The organism is Salinibacterium sp. 10G20-15 (genome assembly GCF_057365065.1).
The window spans coordinates 692,239-715,553 of the sequence record NZ_CP195118.1 but is presented as its reverse complement, the minus strand read 5'-3'; the positions used below and the strand labels follow the sequence as shown (position 1 = coordinate 715,553).

Below are 23,315 nucleotides of genomic sequence, written 5' to 3'. Positions count from 1 at the left end.
CGAAGAATGAGCACAGTAGGTGGTGGTCCTCGCCGCGGGGGCCGAGTTAGTGGCGGAGACTACTCCGCACAAAAAGCAGAGAATGCGGCGGCGCCCAAGATTCCCCACCTCCTTCAACGCATCGCGACGCTGTTCCAGCCGCACCGCGCCGCGCTGGCCCTCACAATTACTCTTGTACTAATCGGTGCCGCAATCAGCGTTCTTCCGCCCCTGCTGACAAAGCAAGCGTTCGACGAAGGTTTGTTCCCCGCCTCCGGAACCCCCAATATCCCGGTACTCACCCAACTCGTGCTCATCATGGTGGGGCTTTGGATCGCTTCGGCGGCTCTCGGCGTCTGGCAGACCTACCTCACCGCGACGGTCGGCAATAAGGTGATGGGCGCACTGCGCGTTCGACTCTTTGACCAACTGCAGCGCATGGAACTTGCCTTCTTCACGCGAACTAAAACGGGCGTCATCCAATCCCGCTTGCAAAACGACGTCGGTGGCGTAGCCGGTGTTCTCAACAACACGGTGTCGAGCGTCATTGGTAACACAGTGACCGTTATCGCTGCGTTCGTCAGCATGCTCGTGTTGAGCTGGCAACTCACGATCGTGGCGATCATCGTGCTGCCGGGCATCGTGATCGCTCAGCGTCGCGTCGGCCAGATTCGCGCTCGCATTGCGACGAAGACGCAAGAGTCGCTGAGCAACATGACCGCGATCACCCAAGAATCACTGAGTGTGTCGGGCATCCTGCTGTCGAAGAGCTTCAACCAGCAAGAGGTCGAGACTCAGCGATACTCCGACGAGAACGAACAGCAGATTGATCTGCAGGTTCGCCAGCAGATGAGTGGCCAGTGGTTCTTCGCCACCGTCAACATCTTCCTTTCGGTCATCCCCGCGATCGTGTACATGGTCGCGGCGTACCTTATTACTGGGGGCGTCGATGTGACCGCCGGAACGATTGTGGCGTTCACCACCGTTCAAGCGCGGCTGATGTTCCCTCTGCTCGGTTTGATGCGCGTGGCACTCGACCTCCAAACTTCGTCGGCGCTCTTTGCGCGCATCTTCGAGTACCTCGACCTCACTCCCGTGATCACCGATAAGCCCGACGCGCACACGGTGCGGGAGGATGCGCTGGGGGCGGTCGAGTTCGACAACGTCACGTTCCGCTATCCGGATGCCGATGCATCCACCAAGGCGACGTTGGACTCTGTGAGCTTCAGCATCGAGCCAGGGCAGTACGCCGCATTCGTGGGGCCGTCGGGGGCCGGCAAGACTACGGTCTCCTATCTGATCCCGAGGTTGCATGAGGCGAGCGGTGGTCGAGTGTTGTTCGCCGGCGATGACGTGCGGGACCTCACGCAGGATTCGCTGATTCGCAACATCGGCATCGTGAGCCAGGAAACCTACCTCTTTCACGCCACTATCGCCGAAAACCTGGCGTATGCACGACCGGATGCCACGACAGAGCAAGTGGAAGCCGCGGCTCGTGCCGCCAACATCCACGACACCATCATGTCGTTCCCCGCAGGCTACGACACCGTCGTGGGGGAGCGCGGTTACCGGCTTTCGGGCGGCGAAAAGCAGCGCATTGCGATCGCGCGCGTGCTGCTCAAAGACCCCAGCGTTCTGATCCTTGACGAGGCAACGAGCGCGTTGGATTCCATTTCGGAACGCACCGTTCAAGGAGCGCTCGACACGGCATCCCGCGGCCGTACGACGATCGCGGTCGCGCACCGCTTGTCGACCGTGCGTTCGGCCGATGTGATTTTCGTGGTGGAGGGCGGCTCCATCGTGGAGCGGGGAACCCACAGCGAGCTCATCGCGAGCGGTGGTGTGTATTCGCGGCTGTATGCGGAGCAAAATCGCACCGACTAACGCGGTGAGAATGAGCGTTCTGCGGTCGCGACGGCGCCCCGTCAGCGCGTCGAGACCACTCGCCGCCCGCGAGACAGCGCAGACCCTCGAGGGGCTTAGGCTGGAGGAGTCCTCGGCGTTGCGGGCACTCTCTCTTTATCGCGCCCGCACAGGGCCTCTCTTATAGCTAGGAATCGCTTGACTACCGTTGTTCATCCGGGTGACTCTCTTTCTGCGCGCCAGCGTCTCGTCTACGTTCTCGTGCTCGGAGCGCTGACCGCGCTCGGGCCGTTCACCGTTGATCTCTATTTGCCGGCGTTCCCGCTGATCGAAGCTGATCTCGATACGACGGCGGCGATTGTTCAGCTCACGCTTACCGCGACCACGCTGGGCTTCGCGCTGGGCCAGCTCATCGTCGGCCCGCTCAGCGACCGCCTCGGTCGTCGACTGCCGCTTATTGTCGCCACCTCGGTGCACCTCGTCGCAAGCCTCGGCGTAGCTGTCGCCGCCAACGTCGAATTGCTCTTTGTCTTCCGCTTGATTCAGGGCATGGGCGCCGCGGCCGGTGCCGTCGTGGCAATGGCTGTCGTGCGCGACCTCTTCGGTGGTCTTCCTTTGGTGCGGATGCTCTCGAGGCTCGCCCTCGTGCAGGGGCTTGCCCCGATCCTCGCGCCTCTGATCGGTTCGCAGCTATTGCTCATTACGCCGTGGCGCGGAATGTTCGTCTTCCTCGCCATCTATGGCGGCCTCGTGCTGCTCGCCGCCTGGTTCTTCATCGTGGAGACGCTGCCGCCCGCTCGCCGCCGTGACCTTGGCCATGCCACCGCAGGGCAGCGCTACAAGGCGCTCTTCACCGACCGCGTCTTCGTGGGTACCGCGGTGATCGCCGGTATGACGTTCTCGGGACTCTTCGCGTACCTTGCGTCATCCCCGTTCCTGCTGCAGAACGTTTACGGGCTCGACCCGCAAGCCTTCGGGCTCGTCTTCGCGGTGAACTCGATCGGTGTTGTGTTCGGCGTGCAAACGAGTGCGTTCCTCATGCGCTTCATCGGGCCGCAGTGGATCCTTGCTGGCTCCGGCGTCATGTTGCTGCTCTCGGCATCCACCATCGTCTTCTTAGATATTGTGAACGGCGATCTGATTACCGTGCTCATTCCGCTCTTTGTCTTCGTGATGTCGTGTGGTTTCTCGTTCCCCTGCACGCAGGTGCTCGCGCTGGCCAACCACGGGGGAGAGGCTGCCACAGCTGCCTCTGTCTTGGGCGCCGTGAACTTCGGTCTTGCCGGCCTGACTTCGCCGATCGTCGGGGCGTTCGGAATCACCAACGCGATCCCCATGGGCATCGTGATGGGCTCCACGGCGATCGTGTCGATCATCGTCATGTGGACCGTGGTGCGTCCGCGCACCGTGCCGGCGCTCTCGCGCTAGAGGCGGCGAGCGGGCGCGCAATGTCCGGGGAGTGGACGAGCAGTGTCCGAGAGTGGCCGGCTCTTCGCGTTCTCGGCAGTCGCTGAGGTCGAGCGGCTAGCGTGATTCTGTGAAAGCTGAGATCTCGCAGGCAGAGGCGCGCCGAATCACCACCCGCTGGCCGCTCATTAGTGGGATCGGTGCGGTCGTCTTAGCGGTGGCAATGGGGCTGCCGATCGCTACCCGCAGCACGCCGTTCAGCCTCGATCAGCTTGTGCTTGAGGATCTCCTCAGCATCCGCGCAGACGCGTTCACTCTTCCCGCGCTCGTCATGGATTTCGTGGGCGGTGGCTGGTTCGGGGTGTTTCTTGTTCCGCTCGGCGGAGCACTCGCGTTCCTCTTGCTGGGGCGCCGCTGGGCCGCACTCTATTTCCTGCTGGCCTCTGCCGTGAGCGCGGGAGTCGTTCAGCTCTTGAAATCACTCTTCAGCCGAGCCCGCCCCGACGAGATTCTTGTCACCGCAGACTTCGGTTCATTCCCCTCGGGGCATGTAGCGAATGCCGCCACTCTCACGGTGGTGCTCATCCTTCTGCTGCAGCGTCGGTGGGTCATCGTCGTCGGCGTCATTTACACAATTCTCATGATCCTCAGCCGCACCTATCTCGGAGCGCACTGGCTGAGCGACACCATCGGTGGGATGTTGGTGGGCATCGGGGTTGCCGTCATTCTCTGGGCGCCGTTTGCGCGCAAACTCACGGCAGAAAACCAACGTAGTTCTCGCGCAGTTCGGTGAATCGATGGTCGTGACTGGCGTCACTCCGTAGGCTAGAAGCATGACGGATGCCGCAGCCCAAGTAGAAGCAGCCAAGAAAGCCCTAGCCGAGGCACAGGCCGCGCTCGCGGCTGCCGAACTCGCTTCAGCAGAAGCCGCACTTGCCGCCGAACAGGCAGGCGGCGCCGCAGACTCTGAGGGCGCTGCCGAGTCCGAACCGGCGGCCAAGTCCGAGACGGGGGTAAAGACGAACTCAGACTCCGAGACCACCGCGAGCAAACCGAAGGCCGATCCGGCATCCGCCCCCACGAGCGCACTCACCGAGACGGGTGACGGCCCGCTGTCTGCCGCTGAAGTTATTGCGGTTCGCGACGGCTACGCCTTCGAGGGCGAGGTGCTCGAAATGGGGGCGCTCGTGAACGGCGATGCCCTCGCCGGTGTGCCCGTCCGCATCCCGGTTGCGATGCTTAACCGTCACGGTCTCGTCGCCGGTGCGACCGGTACGGGCAAGACAAAGACTTTGCAGGTGCTCGCCGAGCAGCTCTCCGCTGCGGGAGTTCCGGTGTTTGCGGCCGACATCAAGGGTGACCTTTCGGGCATCGCAACGGCAGGAACCTCGAGTGAGAAGCTGCTGGAGCGCACCGACTCGATTGGTCAAGACTGGCAGCCCGCAGCATCCCCCACCGAGTACTTCACGCTGGGCGGGATGGGCACGGGGGTCCCGATTAGGGCCACCGTGTCGAGCTTTGGGCCACTGCTGTTGTCGAAGGTGTTGGGGCTCAACGACACTCAAGAATCAAGCCTGGGGCTGATCTTCCACTATGCCGATAAGGCCGGACTGCCGCTGGTTGACCTGAGCGACCTGCGTGCCGTGGTGCAGTGGCTGCTGAGCGACGAGGGCAAGGCCGAGTTGAAGAGTTTGGGCGGATTGTCATCAGCAACCGCAGGCGTCATCCTTCGCGAGTTGATTAGTTTTGCTGATCAGGGGGCTGATGACTTCTTCGGTGAACCTGAGATTGATACCTCACTGTTCTTGCGTACCAACGCCAATGGCGCCGGAATCGTGAGTTTGCTCGAAATCCCGGGGGTCAGCGATAAGCCGGCGCTGTTCTCGACGTTTCTCATGTGGTTGCTGGCCGACCTGTTCAACGACCTGCCCGAAGTCGGCGACATCGATAAGCCCAAGCTTGTGTTCTTCTTCGACGAAGCTCACTTGCTGTTCAAGGATGCGTCGAAGGACTTCATCGCCTCGATTACGCAGACGGTGCGCTTGATTCGTTCGAAGGGTGTTGGTGTGGTCTTTGTCACGCAAACGCCCAAGGACGTTCCGAATGACGTTCTGGCGCAGATTGGTTCACGGTTCCAGCATCAACTTCGCGCTCACACCCCGGATTCGGCGAAGGCGCTCAAGGCGACGGTCTCGACCTATCCGACTTCGGGCTACGACCTCGGCGAGGTCTTGACGACGCTCGCCACGGGCGAGGCGATCATCACGGTGATGAACGAGAAGGGTGCTCCTACACCGGTGGCCTGGACTCGGCTTCGTGCACCGCAAGGGTCAATGTCTCCCACGGATGCCGCGGTCATGGAAGCGGCAGTTGCGGCATCCCCGCTCATGGCGACCTACGGCACCGCTGTTGACCGCGAATCGGCCCGGGAGATTCTGGCCGTGAAGATGAACGCGGCGGCAGAAGCGGATGCCGCTGCCGAAGCGGCGGAGGCAGCGGAAGACGCTGCGAAGGAAGCCGAGAAGCTCGCGAAGGCCAAGGCCAAAGAGCAAGCGAAGGTGCAGGCTGAGTACGAACGCGCGCTGAAAGACATGAACAAAAAGTCGTCGTCGAGCTCTCGCCGCACTACTACGCGCACCTCGACGCGCAAGGACACGAACGTTCTGGGCGACGTGTTGGGTTCACGAACTGGACAAACTGTCGTTCGTGAAGTGCTGCGCGGAATCTTCTCCACGCTCAAACGGCGCTAGAGCGGCGGCCATTTCCGGTGGCTTCGGCGCGAGAGAAGCTCCGCCACCGGCCGCTACTTCCCAGTAATTACGGGGTTTTTGCGCGTCTCACCGCGGGAACGGGTGTCGGGAGTCGTGTCGCCGCAGCGTCGCTGTTGCCAAATCGTAACCAACCAATTGCAAAGAAATCTGCTGCGTTCACTTGTCAAACCCAAGGGTGAGGCACTTTACTGATGTACGTCCGATTCACTTCTTGAACGGAACAGCACTCACTTTCCAATGGAGGAACACAGAATGCGTAAGCCACTTTCCATTATCGCAGGGGCGGTGGCCTTAGGCCTCGTTCTTGCAGGCTGCTCGAGCACCCCTAGCTCAGACCCCGACAACGCTGACCAGGTTGAGGTATTCACCTGGTGGGCCTCAGGATCTGAGAAGGTCGGCCTCGACGCTCTCGTTGGAGTCTTCAACGAGCAGTACCCCGACATCGAGTTCATCAATGCCTCGGTCGCTGGCGGCGCCGGCTCGAACGCCAAAGCAGCTCTTGCGTCACGCCTCGAGTCGAATGACCCGCCGGACACGTTCCAGGCTCACGCCGGAGCAGAGCTCACTGACTACATCAACGCCGGTCAACTGCAGGACCTCAGCTCGTTCTACCAAGAGAACGGTCTCACCGACGTCTTCCCCGAGAGTCTGATCGAGCGCATCACAGTTGATGGCGCCATCTACTCCGTGCCCAGCAACATCCACCGTGCCAACGTCGTCTGGGCCAACACTCAGGTGCTCGAGGATGCCGGAATCGACCCGATGGTCGCTCCCGCAGACATCGACGCCTGGCTCGTTGACCTGAAGAAGCTCAAGGACGCCGGAGTCGAGACTCCTCTCGCGCTCGGTACCGAGTGGACTCAGATGCAGCTCTTCGAAAACGTACTCATCGCTGATCTTGGCGCTGAGGGCTACTCGGGCCTGTGGACCGGCGACACCTCATGGGACGACGCTGGCGTAGAAACTGCAATCGGCCACTACGGCGAGCTGCTCGAGTACGCCAACAGCGACTTCGCTGGCCTCGACTGGGATGCTGCAACGCAGATCGTTCTCGATGGCAACGCTGCGTACAACGTCATGGGTGACTGGGCCGAGTCTGCTTTCCAACAGGCTGGCTGGACCTATGACAACGAGTACACCACCTGGGCAACCCCCGGTACCGACGGAGTCTTCGACTTCCTCGCCGACTCGTTCACTCTCGCTGTTGGTGCTCCGCACGAAGCAGCTGCCGTTGACTGGCTGACGACGATTAGCTCCGCTGAAGGCCAGAAGGCATTCAACCTCGCTAAGGGCTCGATCCCGGCCCGCACGGACACGGTTGCCGCTGACTACCCCGCGTACCAGCAGACCGCCATCACCTCCTTCGGTGAAGACACCGTCGTGAGCTCGCTTGCTCACGGCGCAGCAGCCAGCATTGCCTGGTCGGGAGACATCTCTTCGGCTATCGGTAAGTTCGGCGCTGACCGCGACGCAGCCTCGTTGCTCTCCGGCCTCGTTGCCGCAGCTGACAAGGCTCAGGGCTAACTAGCACCACGAGATAGCGGTGGGTGGGGGCACGCGCCCCCACCCACTACCGTGCAAACCGAGGAGCTCGCGCGTGAAAAAAGGATACAAAAACTGGGGGCCGCCGCTCCTACTGATTGCCCCGACGATCGTCGTTCTCGGCATCTTTGTGTACGGCCTGATTGGCGCCAACATCTCGGTGTCACTCAGCAACCGGAACAGTCTGGTTCCGGCAACCGAGTTCGTTGGACTCGACAACTACTTCGCCCTCTTCGCTGAAGAGCGCTTCATCCACTCGCTGCAGAACCTCGGTGTCTTCACCGTCTTCTTCATCGGTGGAACCATGATCTTCGGATTCTTGTGGGCATGGATGCTCGACAAGGGCGTCACCGCAGAGGGCGTCTTCCGCTCGGTGTTCCTGTTCCCCATGGCGATCTCGTTCGTGGCCTCCGGCGTCGTGTGGCGCTGGTTGCTCAACAGTGCTGAGGGTGATCGGGCATCCGGACTCAATCGAGTCTTCGAAAACCTGGGGCTGGACTTTCTCCAGAACTCCTGGTGGAACGAACCAGGTTGGGGCATGGCCGCCATCGCACTGCCCGCCATTTGGCAGCTCGCCGGTTACGTTATGGCACTGTTCCTCTCGGGCTTCCGTGGCATCCCTGAAGAGTTGCGTGAAGCAGCCCGCATGGATGGCGCGACCGAGTGGAAGCTTTACCGCTACGTGATCTTCCCGCAGTTGAGCCCCGTCGCTCTCTCCGCCCTCATCATCGTGGGCCACATGTCGCTCAAGGTCTTCGACCTCATCATGGCGATCACGAAGTCGATCTACCAGACCGAGGTTCCCGCAACCTACCTGTGGGTTGCCTTGACCTCGAACGACTACGCCAAATCAGCCACGATCGCGACAATTCTGTTGCTCTTCGTTGCCGTCGTGATCGTTCCCTACCTGATCTACACCGCTCGCGCAGAGAAGAGGCAAGGATGAGTGTCAGCACTGGACTCGAAAAGAAGCCCGGCTCAACCGAAACTTCGCGCCTGTCGGGAATGCCGCAACAGTCGTCAGTGCGCGTTCGCGCCGGGATGACTCGCACCGCCAAGTACGTTCTCCTGCTGCTGTTCTTGATCATCGTATTGATGCCCGTGTACGTACTGATCGTTACGAGCCTCAAGCCACCGCAGGATGTCAACCCCGCCACCTCGTGGGGGCTGCCGGTTCGCTGGCCATGGGAACCCGCCTTCGAGGGCGGACCTACCGGCTTCGACAACTGGGCACTCGCGTGGAACGCCCTCTCGGCATCCATCGGTCGCACGTTCTTGCTCGCCATTCCCGCCGCACTGATCGCGTCGTTCCTCGGAGCAATGAACGGTTTCGTTCTCGCCCGCTGGCGCTTCCCCTACGCCGACGTCGTGTTCACGTTCATCCTTTTCGGAATGTTCATTCCGTACCAGGCGATCATGACGCCGCTCGTACAGATGAAGACGAGCCTCGGATTGCCGAGCGACGTCTCCACCCTGTTGGTGGTGCACGTGATCTACGGTTTGCCAATCTGTACGTTGATTTTCCGCAACTACTACGCCGGCATCCCTCACGAGCTTATGGAAGCTGCTCGCATGGACGGTTCAGGGATGCTGCGTACGTTCCGCAGCATCGTCTTGCCGCTCTCGCTTCCCGGCTTTGTGGTCACGATCATTTGGCAGTTCACCTCGGCCTGGAACGACTTCCTGTTCGCGCTGTTCCTGTCGAACCAGAACGAGGGGCCCGTGTCGCTCGCGCTCAACAACCTCGCTCAGGGCGCGCAATTGGCCAACTACGGTGCCGCGATGGCGGGAGCGTTGCTTGCCTCGCTTCCGACCCTCGTCGTGTACATCGTGCTCGGCAAGTACTTCATTGGTGGACTGATGAGCGGCTCGGTCAAGAGCTAAGTTCCCCCTACGGCACGAAGCCGCGTCATCCTATTTCGCTTCGGCGGAGGGGTGGCGCGGCTTTAGTCGTTGGCGAAAAGGCTAGGCGCCGAGCGAGCGTAGGTACGTCAGCGCGACCATCAAGATCGCCGCGGTGGCTGCGGTAGCGCCAATAGCGACTGCGATAAAGGCGGTCGGATGCCGTTCGAAGAAGTACAAAGATTCGGGGTAGTCTTCGCGGATTTCGCCCGTCGAGACGGTACCCGGAATCCGGGTAGTGGGTACGGAGAACACGGCGGCGACCTGATCGAAGTGTTCGGGAGACCAGTACTGGCCGCGCATGCGGAGGAGGCGACGATTGTCGGCTCCCATGACGGCAAGTGTGGGCCGCGACTCTAGGCCGTCACTCGTATACACCTCGGCAAGAAGCATGTATCTGGCATCCGCTTGTGCGAAGTGCACGGTGCGACCGAAAAAGCCTCGCTCGCTGATGATGGGGGCGTCAGGGGAGAACCAGATGCCAATGCGAAAGTAGGCGATGATCGCGCCGACTGCCACAAGGATGGCCACGATCTGGGTGATCACGACCGCAAGCCAAGGCCCATCGGGGAGAACAATGATGTAGAGCACGCCGAAAACGGGCCCGAGGAAGGCGAGGCCTGCGATGACGCCACGGCGGAAAAGGCTGCGAGGCGGTGTCACTCGCTGGCGAGGGTCGCGCGACGACAAGTCATAGGGATTGCTGTTCCGTGACAACGGCAATCCCTTTCGTCCGTTTGCGCCGTGCGACATCAGCCTTCAAGTGCGGAGAATGGGGGATTCGAACCCCCGAGGGCTTGCACCCAACACGCTTTCCAAGCGTGCGCCATAGGCCACTAGGCGAATTCTCCTGGCAAGTTGAACACGCCTGAGCGCAAACAACCTCAAGTGATCATAACGGGGTCGGGGGTTCAGCGGTAATCGGCGCGGCAATTACTGTGAATTAGGGGAGCAACGAGGGCGCGCAACAGCGTTCTGATTGTGGGTAGACTGGAGGCGGCTCCTCGCGTGGCGCCATCCAGGCCAACTCCCCCAGGACGGAAACGTAGCAAGGGTAACCGGGCTCTGGCGGGTGCGCGAGGGGTCTTTTCTTTTGTGCTGATCAGCATGTTCGACGCGTAGGCTGAAGCTGTGACGCGGAACATTTACATCACTTCCATCGAGGGTCACGCCGGCAAGTCCACGATCGCCCTCGGTCTGCTCGACACGCTCAGCCGTGAAGCACAACGGTTGGGGGTGTTTCGTCCGGTTGCGCGCACGAGTGATGAGCGCGACTACGTCTTAGAGATGCTGCTCGGTCACGAAGCCGTCAACCTCAGCTACGACGATGCCGTCGGTGTTGGCTACGACGATGTTCACGCTGATCCCGATCTCGCGCTCAGTCGCATCATCGAACGCTTCAAGGCCGTCGAGGCGCAGTGCGATGTTGTTGTCATCGTTGGCTCTGACTACACGGATGTCGGCAGCCCCACTGAGCTGTCGTACAACGCGCGCGTCGCCGCGAACCTCGGTGCGCCGGTGCTCCTGGTCTTGGGCGGTCAGTCGGAGGATGGCGAGAGCCGCAGCCCCGCCGACATGGCTCAGGTTTATTCGATCGCTCATCAAGAGTTGGATGCCGCTCACGCCCAATTGGTCGGCGTTGTAGTTAATAGGTCAGACCCCGATCATCTCGACGACATCATCGGGGGAGTGAGCGCTGCGGTCGGCGACGATACTCCGGTCTGGGCTATCCCCGAAGACCCCTTCCTTATTGCTCCGAGCCTTGGCTCGCTATTGGCCGCTGTCGATGGCGAATTGCTGCGCGGTGACGCTGACCTGCTGCAGCGTGAAGCACTCGGCGTCGTTGTGGCCGGCATGACGATGGAGAACGTGCTGCTGCGTCTCATCGAGGGCTCGGTCGTGGTGGTTGCCGGCGACCGCTCGGATGTGTTGCTCGCGACGCTGATGGCGCACGCCTCGGAGACGTTCCCGTCACTGGCGGGCATCATCCTGAACGGTGGTTTCGACCTGTTGCCGCAGATCGAGCGCCTCATGGACGGTTTGGATGTGGCGCTGCCGGTCATCCGCACCTCCTTCGGCACGTACGACACGGCCCGCATCATCACGAAGACCCGCGGTCGTTTGGCTGCGGAGTCGCCGCGAAAGTTCGACACTGCGCTCGCGCTCTTTGAACAGCACGTGGATGCCGCCGAGCTCATGCGCCGCCTCGACTTGCATCCGCCCACGGTCGTGACGCCGCTCATGTTTGAGTACGGCCTGCTTGATCGTGCCCGCCAACGCCCGCAGCACATTGTGTTGCCCGAGGGCAGCGACGACCGCATCCTTCGCGCCTCGAGCACGCTGCTGCGTCGAGGCGTGGCCAAGCTCACGATTCTCGGGGACGAGGGCGAAGTGCGGGGGCGTGCGGCTGAGCTCGGACTCGATATCTCGGGCGCGAGCATCCTGAGCCCCTTCGATGAAGAACTACGCGACCGTTTCGCTACCGAATACGTGAAGCTGCGAGCCCACAAGGGAATGACGATGGATGTCGCCCGCGAGACCGTGACCGATGTGTCGTACTTCGGCACGATGATGGTGCATTTGGGTCTCGCCGACGGCATGGTGTCGGGCGCTGCGCACACCACGGCGCATACGATTCGCCCCAGCTTCGAGATCATCAAGACGAAGCCCGATGTGTCGATTGTGTCGAGCGTGTTCCTCATGTGTCTCGAAGATCGTGTGCTGGTTTACGGCGACTGTGCTGTGAACCCCGACCCGGATGCCGCCCAGCTCGCCGACATCGCGATCTCGTCAGCCGCCACGGCAGCCCAATTCGGAATTGACCAGCGCATCGCGATGCTCTCGTACTCCACCGGAACCTCGGGCAGCGGCGCGGATGTCGACAAGGTACGCGCTGCGACCGCTCTGGTGAGCGAACGTCGCCCCGACCTCGCAGTCGACGGCCCCATCCAATACGACGCCGCCGTGGACGCCGCGGTCGGCAAGTCAAAGATGCCCGATTCTGAGGTGGCTGGCCGTGCCACGGTCTTCGTGTTCCCCGATCTCAACACGGGAAACAACACCTACAAGGCTGTGCAGCGAAGTGCGGGCGCCGTCGCAATCGGGCCCGTGCTTCAGGGCCTGCGCAAGCCCATCAACGACCTCTCGCGAGGAGCGCTCGTGCAAGACATCGTGAACACCGTGGCGATCACCGCTATCCAGGCACAGGCCGTCGCGGCTGAGAAGCAGGAGCAAGCATGACCACCGTCTTCGTCGTGAACTCTGGTTCGTCATCCATCAAGTGGGAGCTGTTGGATGCCGAGTCCGGTTCCGTCTATAGCGGCGGCATCGTGGAACGCATCGGGGAACCCGGCGGCGGAGCCGCGGACCACGACGACGGCATGCGTCAGATTCTGGCGGAGCTCGGCGACGAGCATCCGGCCGTTGTCGGCCACCGTGTAGTTCATGGGGGAGCGGAGTTCACCGCCGCAACCGTCATTACCGACGAAATAGAGGATCGCCTCGAGGAGATTTCGGTGCTGGCCCCGCTGCACAACCCGGCCAACCTCAAAGGCATTCGAGCTGCGCGCGCCACGTTCGCCACGGTGCCTCACGTCGCGATTTTCGATACCGCGTTCCACGGCACGTTGCCGGCCAAGGCGTACACCTACGCGATCGACACCGAGTTGGCTCGCACGCACGGCATCCGACGTTACGGCTTTCACGGCACCTCGTACCGCTACGTCGCGGAACGGGCCGCTGCCGTTCTGGGCAAGGATCTCGCTGATCTCAAGCTGATCGTGTTCCACCTCGGTAATGGCGCTTCGGTCTGCGCCATCGACGGCGGGCGCAGTGTCGAAACCTCAATGGGAATGACACCGTTGGAAGGCCTTGTGATGGGTACGCGCTCGGGCGACATCGACCCCGGCGCACTCTTTCACTTGGGCCGCTCGGGCATGGATCTCCCCGGGCTCGACCACCTTCTCAATCGCGAGAGTGGCCTGCTCGGCATGACCGGCACGGGCGATATGCGCGACGTGCAATCGAAGGCGGATGCTGGCGACGAGCGTGCGCAGGCGGCGCTCGCGGTCTACTACCACCGTCTTCGTCACTACCTCGGGGCGTACCTCGTGGCGCTGGGTGGCGCTGACGCAATCGTCTTCACCGCCGGCGTTGGCGAGAACAATGCGAACACCCGCTTGGCCACCGTCGAAGGGCTCGAGTCCTTCGGCATCGTGATGGATGCCGCAGCCAACTCTGAAGCGCGACGAGACGAACGCGTGGTGTCGGCATCCGCTTCACCCGTGAAGGTTCTCGTGATCCCCACCAACGAGGAACTGCAGATAGCACGAGAGTCAGTTGAAGCTGTAACCCGATAGACCGTTTTTCTGTCCCCCGTTGTGGACTCTTGTTCTGTTCTCCGGAGAGCCTTTATTGTGGAGTCGAGGCCGTATTCGGGCGGTTTCAACGTTGGGCTCACCACCCTGCGAGTAGCTCACCACTACTCGAGTTGAGACTGTTGGCGTACTGCACCGCGGCCGTGCGATCAGGGGGGGCATCATGGTTTTTCGGGAACCACTTTTTAGGCTGGGCAATCGAGCGCGCAGTAATTCACGCGCCCTTCGCGGCGGTGTTTCTTCTGTGACTCTCACCGGGTTGGTGGCACTCTCCGTATTCGCAGCCGGAGCGCCAGCACACGCAATTGCGGGTGACGATTCCCTCGCCGAGTCGGTGTATCTTTCGGGTAGTTTGCTCGGTGGCCTCACGGCAGGCCAGCTTTCCCTTCTCGGCGCTGCTTCTGCGGCGAACGACGGTACTCAAGCGCTTCAAATCGATACCGATGCCTTGGCGGCGCTTACGGCCGTGTCTGACATTCCCGGCAGCATCAGTGTGCCTATTGCTTTGGAAGATGTCGGAGTGTTGAGCGCTTTCTCTCAGGCGGCAAACGACGGAAGTTCGGTCGCAGCGACCGGACTGGTCAATGCGACCGGCGACGTCGGAGTCGCCCTCTTCGATCCCAGTGATCGACCCTCGACGATCGCTCTTGGGCTTGGTGAAGCATTGGAATCAGGGCTCGCAGCAGAGGTGGCGGCGCTCTCCCTTGATATTGGGGCCACGAGCTCGCGTGCTGCGGCAGCTGCGCCAGCGGCGGCGACCGGTAGCTATGAAATCGTCGGCGCTGACCTCAAGCTCACGAGCGACACCGTTGCCGGAGTGAGCTCCACGGTCGATGGGCTGGCGGGGACCCTATCCGGCGCTGTTGATGCGGTGGCGGGTCCTGGCGGTTCTCTCGTTGGTGCAGTCTCCACCGTGGCGGTGAGCACGTTGGACTCGCTCGGGCTCGTTTCTGTCACGGGCACGTCGGCAAGCGTGGCCCTCGACCTTCCCAGTGCGCTCGCGCCGCTATATACCCCCATGACATCGGACGCCGTCACGATCGACTTCGCGACCGGGGAGATCACGATCGATCTTGCCGAGCTGAAGGGCGGTTCACTGTCGGGGCAACCGGCAAACACTTCTGTGCTCACTGCTGCTGAACTGACCGTGATCACGGCATCCGTCACCACTCTGGTTGGCCAATTCGCTGACAACGTCGAGGATGCCGTAACCGCAGCGCTCGACGCCGCTGAAGTCGACATCGAGGTCAACCTCGGTGTCAACCTCGGCCTCGGCGTTATTCCTCTCGTCAGCGTGAGCGTGGAGGGCACTCTCGCCGAGCTAGCGAGCTCATCGGGGGCTATCGGTGTAACGGCGCTCGGCGCCCTGAATGTCTCCGCGCTGACGACGGCTGTTGTCGGTGGAGTGGTCGCCCCTCTCGTGAGTAACCTCCTCAACCCGAACACGGCGGCATTACAGATCTTCATTGCCGGATTGCAATCGGGCGTCGTCACCCCTGTCATCACTGCGCTCTCGCCAGTGTTCTCTGCGCTAGAAACAGTGCTGGCGATCACAATCAACAATCAAGAACTCGTCGGAACCGCGCCCAATCAACAGTTTGTAGAGACTGCGCTTCGGGTGGGGCTGCTTGCGCAGGGGCCGGTAGCCAGTCTTCTTGAGTTGGATATCGCGCGCTCGGCTGTTGGCCCGAATCGCGTTGGTGTGCGCCCCGCAATTACCGATGTCGACCCCACGAGCGGACCGGCAACGGGTGGCACCGCGGTCACGATCACGGGAACCGATTTCGGAGGCTCAACCGGCGTCACTTTCGACGGCGTCGCAGCCACAGATTTCGTTGTCGTGAGCGACACCGAAATCACCGTGACGAGCCCCGCGCATGCTGCGGGCGACGTCGATGTGATCATCCAACATCCCGCGGGTGCTTCGGATGCTGCCGAGTTCACTTACACACCGGTGCCGCTCATTTCGTCCATCGCTCCGGACTTCGGCCCGATCGCGGGTGGCACTGTAGTGACGATCACCGGCTCTGAATTTACGGGTGCCACGGGCGTCACCTTTGACGGAACCGATGGCACGTCCTTCACCGTCGACAGCGACACTCAAATTACGGTGACGAGCCCGGCACATGCCCTGGGCGCTGTCGACCTGATTGTTGAACGCGCAACCGGTGATTCAGCTCCCGCCACGTTCACGTACCGCGGAGCTCCAACCGTCTCAGACCTGACGCCGACCGAGGGACCGCTCGCGGGCGGCACCGAAGTGACGATTACAGGTACCGGTTTCACGGGCTCCACGGGGGTCACCTTCGATGGGGATGCCGGAACATCGTTCACCGTCGTGAGTGACACCGAGATCACCGTCTCGAGCCCCGCGCATGCTGCAGAAACCATTGCGGTCGTTGTGCAGCATCCGATTGGAAACGCTGCGGCAGGTAACTTCACCTACACCGCAGCGCCCATCATCTCCTCGCTGTCACCGAACATTGGCCCAGTCGCTGGAGGAACTGCCGTGACCATCACCGGCTCGGGCTTCACCGGGGCAACGGGGGTCACCTTCGATGGGGATGCCGGAACATCGTTCACCGTCGTGAGTGACACCGAGATCACGGTGTCCACTCCGGCGCATAGTGTCGGTGTGGTTGACGTCATCGTGCAGAACACACCCTCTGATTCGGCGCCGGGTGAGTTCAGCTACCAGGCTGCGCCGACCGTATCCTCAATCGCCCCAGATGAAGGTCCGCTGGCTGGAGGTACTACTGTCACGATCACGGGCACCGGTTTCACCGGGGCAACGGGCGTCACTTTTGATGGGGATGACGGCACCTCGTTCACGGTCGTGAGTGACACCGAAATTACCGTCACTACTCCGGCTGGTTCGGAGGGCGCTGCTGCTGTCGTTGTGGAGCACCCCGCTGGCGACGCTAACGCAGGCGACTTCACGTACGTGGCGGCACCGACTGTCTCAGATGTGACCCCGGTCGTCGGACCTGTTGCTGGCGGAACGGCGGTGACGATCACGGGCACCGGTTTCACCGGGGCAACCGGAGTGACCTTTGACGGGGATGCCGGAACGTCGTTCACGGTCGTGAGCGACACCGAGATCACCGTTGCCAGCCCGGCTCACGCGGCCGGCGCGGTTGCGGTCGTCGTGGAGCACGCGGGCGGAAACGCCGCGGCGGGCGACTTCACGTTCCTCGCAAACCCCAGCGTCAGCGACCTGACTCCGACAGCTGGTCCTTTGGCTGGCGGCACGGAAGTCACCATCACGGGAACCGGCTTCACCGGGGCCACGGGAGTGACCTTCGATGGGGATGCCGGAACGTCGTTCACAGTCGTGAGTGACACCGAGATCACCGTCACGACGCCAGCTCATGCAGCGGGTGACGCGGCAGTGGTGGTCGAGCATCCGAACGGCGATGCTGAAGGCGGCGACTTCACCTACGTCGTAACGCCCGTCGTCATGTCGATGACGCCTCTGGTCGGCCCCGATGATGGTGGCACTCTCGTGACGCTTCGGGGAACCGGATTCTCGACCGCTACCGGAGCCCGTTTTGGTGCTGTGTGGGGCTCCAACTTCACAGTACTGAGCGACACCGTCGCCACCGTGGTCACACCGGAACACGAAGCAATGTGGGTTCCAGCGATGGTCGCATCGGGCGCACTTGAGGTCAGCACGCCCGGCTTCACCTTCGAACTCACCACGCTAGCGGCTGCGGATGACGGACTCGCCTTCACCGGTTCGTCCGGCTACCACGTTGCGTGGCTCGCTATCGCGCTCATCGGCGCCGGCGGACTGCTCATGATTTCTCGACGCCCTACCGGTCGCCACCGGGCGTGAATAGGGTGGCAGCGTACTGGAGCGCTGCCACCCAATCACTCGCTTCGAGAGCTAAGTGCGTGCAGGGTTTTCCCACCCCCCGGGTTGGCCCTGCACGTCTATTCGGGTAACGCTTGCCACGGATCAGGTGTGGCTGTGGTCGGAAACCAACCGACCAGAGATGATTCGGGGCGGTCGCCGCTATGGTTTGGTCGAATTCGCACAACTTTGAGATGAGTGCGGGTTGCGTCTGTTCGCTCACCGCGCGTTGGGATCGTCAGCGGGCACGACTACGCTAGGGGCGTGGTTGCTGCCTTATATCGCCGATACCGGCCCGAGACTTTTGCTGAACTCATCGGCCAATCTCAAGTGACCGATCCGCTGCGCACAGCGTTGCGCACCGATCGGGTCAATCATGCGTACCTGTTTAGTGGTCCGCGTGGGTGTGGCAAGACGACATCCGCCCGCATTTTGGCGCGCTGTCTTAACTGTGCCGAGGGCCCGACCGACACTCCGTGCGGTGTGTGTGCGTCGTGTGTTGAGCTGTCGCGTGATGGTGGCGGATCGCTTGATGTTGTCGAGATTGACGCGGCAAGCCACAACGGTGTTGAGGATGCCCGTGACTTGCGTGAGCGCGCCGTGTTCGCCCCGGCCCGCGACCGTTTCAAGATCTTCATTCTCGACGAGGCGCACATGGTGACGCCTCAGGGCTTCAACGCGATGCTCAAGATCGTTGAAGAGCCGCCGGAGCACGTGAAGTTCATCTTCGCGACTACCGAGCCCGACAAGGTGATTGGCACGATTCGTTCGCGCACCCATCACTACCCGTTCCGTTTGGTTCCGCCCGCCCAGATGCTCGACTACGTTCAGCAACTGTGTGAGAGCGAAAGCGTGACGGTCGAGCCGGGAGTGCTGCCGCTCGTCGTGCGTGCCGGTGGTGGTTCTGTGCGCGATACGTTGTCGCTGCTCGACCAGCTCATCGCAGGCTCCGACACCGCAACCGTTGGCTACGAGCGCGCCGTTGCGCTGCTCGGGTACACCCACGCTGAACTCCTCGACGAAGTTATTGATGCGCTCGGGTCTGGCGATGCCGGTGCCGCATTTTCGTCGGTCGACCGCGTGATCCAGACCGGTCAAGACCCCCGTCGTTTCGTCGAAGACTTGCTTGAGCGGATGCGCGACCTCATCGTCGTGGCCGCCACCGCGGGCAGCGCTGCCGAAGTTCTTCGCGGCATCCCGCACGACCAGCTCGAGCGTATGGGCCAGCAAGCGCAGACTCTGGGCGCTGCAGAACTCTCACGAGCAGCCGACGTGATCAATGCGGCTCTCTCTGACATGACCGGTGCGACGTCGCCGCGATTGCATCTTGAACTCATGGTTGCCCGCATTATGGTGCCCGCCAGTGATGACACCCAGCGCGGTGCTCTTGCTCGTGTGGAGCGCCTTGAGCGCCGTATCGGTATTGAAGGCGACGGATCGGGTGCTGCGGCGTCGACGCCGCCTGCAGCGCCTCGTGCTGCCGCGCCGGCCGCGCGTGCGGCGGCTCCCGCGCCTTCGGTTGCTCCTGCACCTCTTGCCTCGGCACCGAGCGCTGCACCGGCCTCGGTGCCGGCGAGCGAGCGCGGCGCTGGTGCGACGCCAGTTACGGCTCCTGCAGCTCCGGCAGCAGAGCCAGCCCCGGCATCCGCTCCGGTTCCGACCGCCAACTCGGGCCTTTCGGCGCCGGCTGCGCCTCGTACGACTCCCGTGTCGATCCAGCAGGTGAAAGATGCCTGGCCAGAGATTCTCGAAGTTGTCGAGACGCTCAAGCGTTCGGCGTGGATGGTTGTCTTCACCGCCAAGCCGCTCGAGTTGCGCGATGACAAGATTTTGGTGCTCTCGTTCCCGAGCGAACGGGATGTCGAAGCCCTCAAGCAGCGAAGCGCACCCGGTGAAGGTGTCGGTGACTACCTCAAGAAGGCATTCGTGCACGTGCTCGGTTTCGAGCCCGCATTCATCGCCAAGGTCGAGGGAGCGCCGTCTGCGCCTCCCGCCGGCCCGCCCGCGGCCGCTGCTCCGGCAGCGCCGAGTCACGACTCGCGCCCCACGGCGGCACCGACCGAGCCCTCGGCTCCCTCCCGTGCTCCGCAGCAGACGGCTCCCGCCGTCGACGAAGGCCCCGAGCCTGAGGAACCTGCGCCGGCCGAAGATCGTGAGCCCGGGGGATGGGCTGTAGCCGCTATCCCGGAATCCGAGCCAGAACCTGAGATCGACCCGTCAGCACCGCGCGGTGCCGCAGCCGCTCACGAAACCGTGAAGCAGCAAGCGCAGCGCGCTCAGCAGAGCAACACGGGACCTGCGGTCGATCGTTTAGCAGCGGCCGCAGCTGCAGCGCCACCGGCGCCCCCGGAGTCGCAGGCTCGAGCTCACATGTCGGCGACTGCCGCTCAAATGGATCGTTCTCGCTATGGCGAAGCAGTGGTTCGCGAACTGTTGAACGCCACCTTTATCGAAGAGCAGAACGTGGCACCACAAGTGGTGCCCCAGCCGAGAGACGAGTAAGCCGTGTACGACGGAATTGTTCAAGAACTGATCGACGAACTCGGTCGGCTCCCCGGCATCGGGCCCAAGTCGGCGCAACGAATCGCTTTCCACATTGTGCAGACCGAAAGTTTCGATGTTCGACGGCTGGCGGAACTGCTCAATGACATCCGCGACAAGGTTCACTTCTGTGCAATCTGCGGCAATGTCACCGAGCAAGAAACGTGTGCGATTTGCCGCGATGCGCGCCGCTCGCCGGCCACGATCTGTGTCGTAGAAGAGGCAAAAGACGTCGTCGCCATCGAGCGCACTCGGGAATTCCACGGCCTGTATCATGTACTGGGTGGGGCCATCAGCCCTATCGACGGAATCGGCCCTGACCAGTTGCGTATCAAACAGCTGCTGGGCCGGTTGGCTGACGGTGTCGTCACAGAAGTCATCATCGCGACCGACCCCAATCTCGAAGGTGAAGCAACCGCGACCTACCTCACGCGGCTTCTCGTTCAACCGAACCTTCGAATCTCTCGCCTCGCCTCCGGTCTTCCGGTCGGTGGAGATCTGGAATACGCCGATGAGGTAACGCTGGGTCGCGCATTCGAAGGTCGTCGATCGATCGACAACTAGCACTCCCGTAACGAAGTTCGCCGGGTGTGTGTGCACCGTTAGACTCGCACTTCGGGCAGTGGCTGCCCGCAAACGCAAGCTTCAGGAGAACAATGAGCCTCATCGTTCAGAAGTTCGGTGGCTCGTCCGTTGCCGACGCTGAGAGTATCAAGCGCGTCGCAAAGCGCATCGTCGAGACTCGCAAAGCGGGAAACGACGTTGTAGTAGTGGTCTCGGCCATGGGCGACACCACCGACGAACTTTTCGATCTCGCCGAGCAGGTAGTGCCGGTGCCCACGGGCCGCGAGCTCGACATGCTGTTGACCGCCGGCGAGCGAATTTCGATGGCGCTTTTGGCAATGTCGATCAAGAGTTTGGGCGTAGACGCTCGCAGCTACACCGGCAGCCAGGCCGGCATGGTTACGGATGCTCAACACGGCGCGGCGCGCATTGTGGAGGTTTCTCCGCGCCGCGTTAAAGAAGCTCTCGACGACGGCGCTATTGCCATCGTTGCTGGCTTCCAAGGCTTTAACCGAGGCACCGGTGACATCACAACCCTCGGTCGCGGAGGTTCGGACACCACCGCGGTAGCTCTGGCTGCCGCCCTCGGTGCTGAAACCTGCGAGATTTACACCGATGTTGACGGAATCTTTACGGCGGACCCCCGCATCGTGAGGTCGGCCGGCAAAGTCAACATTGTCACGAGTGAAGAGATGTTGGAGCTTGCTGCGGCGGGCGCCAAGGTTCTTGATGTGCGTGCCGTGGAATACGCACGCCGCCATGGTGTCACAATTCACGTGCGGTCGTCGTTCAACAACAACACGGGCACGTTAGTGGTCAATCCGAAGGATGGAGAGAGCGTGGAAGAAGCAATCATTACAGGTGTTGCCTCCGATCTGAGCGAAGCGAAGATCACGGTGGTAGGGGTTCCTGACGTTCCCGGCAAGGCCGCCGAGATCTTCACGATCGTGGCCTCGGCCAATGCCAACATCGACATGATCGTCCAGAACGTTTCTCTGGCATCCACGGGTCGCACCGACATCTCCTTCACTCTGAAGAAATCGGATGCCGAAGACGTGCTGCGTGCGCTGACCTTCCGTCAAGAAGAAGTCGGCTTCGAGTCGCTCCAGCACGACGACCAGATCGGAAAGCTTTCGGTTGTCGGTGGCGGTATGCGCACCAACGCCGGAGTGTCGGCTCGACTGTTCACGGCGCTCTTCGAGGCTGGCATCAACATGGAGATGATCTCCACGAGTGAGATTCGTATTTCTGTCGTGACGCGTGCCGACACTGTCGCTGAGGCGGTTCGCGTTGTTCACACCGCTTTCGGGCTCGATGGTGACGAAGAGGCTGTCGTTCACGCAGGCACGGGCCGCTAGTTTCTCGTTGGTCTCTTGGCCACCGCTTGTCGTAGATTGGGCCGTTCGGCGCTAGTGTTGCCGAACACAAACTGTAGGTAGAGGTTTTCATGGGTAATGCAGGCATCCGTATCGGTGTTGTGGGAGCGACCGGTCAGGTCGGCGCGGTTGTGCGCCGTCTGCTCGAAGAGCGTGATTTTCCGGTAGCGGAGATTCGCTATTTCGCGTCATCGCGCAGCGCTGGCACGACTTTGCCGTTCAAGGGTGAGCAGATCACCGTTGAAGATGCCGCTGTTGCCGACCCCACGGGTCTTGACGTTGCGATTTTCTCGGCGGGAGCGACGACCTCGAAGGCTCAGGCACCGCGCTTCGCGGCTGCCGGTGTCACCGTCATCGATAACTCGTCGGGGTGGCGTATGGATCCCGAGGTTCCCTTGGTCGTCAGCGAGGTCAACCCGCACGCGATCGACCAAGCCGTCAAGGGCATCATCGCGAACCCGAACTGCACCACGATGGCAGCGATGCCCGTGTTGAAAGTGCTGGATGCCGAAGCTGGCCTTGAGCGCCTGATCGTCAGCACCTACCAAGCCGTATCGGGCGCAGGCCTTGCCGGTGGCGAAGAACTGCTCGAGCAGGCTGCGGCTGCGGTGTCGCAGAACGCGATGGGGCTCGTTGAGGACGGCGCTGCCGTCTCGATGCCCGCCCCCAATAAGTTCCCCAAGAACATTGCCTTCAACGTGGTTCCACTCGCCGGCAGCATCGTCGACGACGGCCTCAATGAGACCGACGAAGAGAAGAAGCTGCGCAACGAAAGCCGCAAGATTCTCGAACTGCCCGACCTTCTGGTGAGCGGCACGTGCGTTCGCGTTCCCGTCTTCACCGGCCACTCGCTGTCGATCAACGTGGAGTTCAGTAAGCCCTTGAGCCCCGAGCGTGCCACGGAACTGCTGGCGGATGCTCCGGGGGTGAGTCTCAGCGACATCCCGACACCTCTCGAAGCCGCCGGTGCCGACCCCAGCTTTGTGGGTCGCATCCGTACGGATGAGGGCGTGCCGAACGGTCGCGGTCTCGCGCTGTTCATCAGCAACGACAACCTGCGCAAGGGCGCCGCTCTCAACGCGGTGCAGATTGCAGAACTCGTCGCGGCTAAGCTGGTTGCGCAGGCTGCTCTCTAAGC

Annotated in this window: 15 protein-coding genes, 1 tRNA gene and 1 other RNA gene; 15 read left to right on the top strand and 2 right to left on the bottom strand. The window is 62.0% G+C overall.

Annotation, left to right across the window (positions count from 1 at the left end; genetic code table 11):
• The first annotated feature begins 6 nt into the window (after positions 1-6).
• The 7 genes from ACR3YK_RS03345 (at position 7) to ACR3YK_RS03315 (ending at position 9,446) form a co-directional block, all read left to right on the top strand.
• Complete coding sequence (locus ACR3YK_RS03345) at positions 7-1,863, top strand: ABC transporter ATP-binding protein (protein ID WP_486175823.1); 1,857 nt, start codon at positions 7-9, stop codon at positions 1,861-1,863.
• 177 nt (positions 1,864-2,040) lie between these two features.
• Positions 2,041-3,270 (top strand): multidrug effflux MFS transporter, encoded by a 1,230-nt coding sequence (locus ACR3YK_RS03340; protein ID WP_486175822.1) that lies wholly within the window; start codon positions 2,041-2,043, stop codon positions 3,268-3,270.
• A gap of 109 nt (positions 3,271-3,379) precedes the next feature.
• Entirely contained in the window at positions 3,380-4,042 is a 663-nt protein-coding gene (locus ACR3YK_RS03335) for a phosphatase PAP2 family protein (RefSeq protein WP_486175821.1), read from the top strand.
• Positions 4,043-4,082: 40 nt separating this feature from the next.
• Positions 4,083-5,999: a helicase HerA-like domain-containing protein gene (locus ACR3YK_RS03330; RefSeq protein WP_486175820.1), complete on the top strand. Its 1,917-nt coding sequence runs from the start codon at positions 4,083-4,085 to the stop codon at positions 5,997-5,999.
• Between the two features lie 273 nt (positions 6,000-6,272).
• A complete protein-coding gene (locus tag ACR3YK_RS03325; protein ID WP_486175819.1) occupies positions 6,273-7,544 on the top strand; it encodes an ABC transporter substrate-binding protein in 1,272 nt (423 codons plus the stop codon).
• Positions 7,545-7,617: 73 nt separating this feature from the next.
• Positions 7,618-8,508 (top strand): carbohydrate ABC transporter permease, encoded by an 891-nt coding sequence (locus ACR3YK_RS03320; RefSeq protein ID WP_100389494.1) that lies wholly within the window; start codon positions 7,618-7,620, stop codon positions 8,506-8,508.
• The gene (locus tag ACR3YK_RS03315) at positions 8,505-9,446 is read left to right on the top strand and encodes a carbohydrate ABC transporter permease (protein WP_486175818.1); all 942 of its coding nucleotides are present in this window, start codon (positions 8,505-8,507) and stop codon (positions 9,444-9,446) included. Before ACR3YK_RS03320 ends, ACR3YK_RS03315 begins: the two co-directional genes overlap by 4 nt.
• Before the next feature lie 81 nt (positions 9,447-9,527).
• Here the strand turns inward: ACR3YK_RS03315 and ACR3YK_RS03310 are convergent, their stop codons facing one another.
• Together ACR3YK_RS03310 and ACR3YK_RS03305 are read right to left on the bottom strand one after the other, a co-directional pair.
• A complete protein-coding gene (locus ACR3YK_RS03310) occupies positions 9,528-10,127 on the bottom strand; it encodes a hypothetical protein (protein WP_486175817.1) in 600 nt (199 codons plus the stop codon).
• A gap of 103 nt (positions 10,128-10,230) precedes the next feature.
• Positions 10,231-10,315 (bottom strand) — tRNA-Ser (locus tag ACR3YK_RS03305).
• Positions 10,316-10,459: 144 nt separating this feature from the next.
• On the opposite strand from ACR3YK_RS03305, the gene ffs reads away from it, so the two are divergent.
• From ffs to ACR3YK_RS03265, 8 genes are all read left to right on the top strand, one after another.
• Positions 10,460-10,556: signal recognition particle sRNA small type (gene ffs / locus ACR3YK_RS03300), an RNA gene on the top strand.
• 39 nt (positions 10,557-10,595) lie between these two features.
• Positions 10,596-12,704, top strand: a complete 2,109-nt coding sequence (pta, locus tag ACR3YK_RS03295; RefSeq protein WP_486175816.1) for a phosphate acetyltransferase — start codon at positions 10,596-10,598, stop codon at positions 12,702-12,704.
• A complete protein-coding gene (locus tag ACR3YK_RS03290) occupies positions 12,701-13,822 on the top strand; it encodes an acetate/propionate family kinase (RefSeq protein WP_486175815.1) in 1,122 nt (373 codons plus the stop codon). Before pta ends, ACR3YK_RS03290 begins: the two co-directional genes overlap by 4 nt.
• Before the next feature lie 262 nt (positions 13,823-14,084).
• Positions 14,085-17,678 carry an IPT/TIG domain-containing protein gene (locus tag ACR3YK_RS03285; RefSeq protein WP_486175814.1) on the top strand — a complete coding sequence of 1,198 codons (3,594 nt, stop codon included), beginning with the start codon at positions 14,085-14,087 and terminating at the stop codon, positions 17,676-17,678.
• A gap of 282 nt (positions 17,679-17,960) precedes the next feature.
• Complete coding sequence (locus tag ACR3YK_RS03280; protein WP_486175813.1) at positions 17,961-20,198, top strand: DNA polymerase III subunit gamma and tau; 2,238 nt, start codon at positions 17,961-17,963, stop codon at positions 20,196-20,198.
• Positions 20,199-20,201: 3 nt separating this feature from the next.
• Positions 20,202-20,801, top strand: coding sequence for a recombination mediator RecR (recR, locus tag ACR3YK_RS03275; protein ID WP_486175812.1), 600 nt, complete (start codon positions 20,202-20,204; stop codon positions 20,799-20,801).
• A 92-nt stretch (positions 20,802-20,893) separates the two neighbouring features.
• Positions 20,894-22,159, top strand: coding sequence for an aspartate kinase (locus ACR3YK_RS03270; RefSeq protein WP_486175811.1), 1,266 nt, complete (start codon positions 20,894-20,896; stop codon positions 22,157-22,159).
• Positions 22,160-22,248: 89 nt separating this feature from the next.
• The gene (locus tag ACR3YK_RS03265) at positions 22,249-23,313 is read left to right on the top strand and encodes an aspartate-semialdehyde dehydrogenase (RefSeq protein WP_486175810.1); all 1,065 of its coding nucleotides are present in this window, start codon (positions 22,249-22,251) and stop codon (positions 23,311-23,313) included.
• Positions 23,314-23,315 lie beyond the last annotated feature (2 nt).

What these genes read in the sequence shown, in the direction of transcription:
- ACR3YK_RS03325 (WP_486175819.1), top strand. Translation starts at nt 6,273, where the DNA reads ATGCGTAAGCCACTTTCCATTATCGCAGGGGCGGTGGCCTTAGGCCTC.
- ACR3YK_RS03270 (WP_486175811.1), top strand. Translation starts at nt 20,894, where the DNA reads ATGAGCCTCATCGTTCAGAAGTTCGGTGGCTCGTCCGTTGCCGACGCT.
- ACR3YK_RS03345 (WP_486175823.1), top strand. Translation starts at nt 7, where the DNA reads ATGAGCACAGTAGGTGGTGGTCCTCGCCGCGGGGGCCGAGTTAGTGGC.
- ACR3YK_RS03265 (WP_486175810.1), top strand. Translation starts at nt 22,249, where the DNA reads ATGGGTAATGCAGGCATCCGTATCGGTGTTGTGGGAGCGACCGGTCAG.
- ACR3YK_RS03330 (WP_486175820.1), top strand. Translation starts at nt 4,083, where the DNA reads ATGACGGATGCCGCAGCCCAAGTAGAAGCAGCCAAGAAAGCCCTAGCC.
- ACR3YK_RS03315 (WP_486175818.1), top strand. Translation starts at nt 8,505, where the DNA reads ATGAGTGTCAGCACTGGACTCGAAAAGAAGCCCGGCTCAACCGAAACT.
- ACR3YK_RS03290 (WP_486175815.1), top strand. Translation starts at nt 12,701, where the DNA reads ATGACCACCGTCTTCGTCGTGAACTCTGGTTCGTCATCCATCAAGTGG.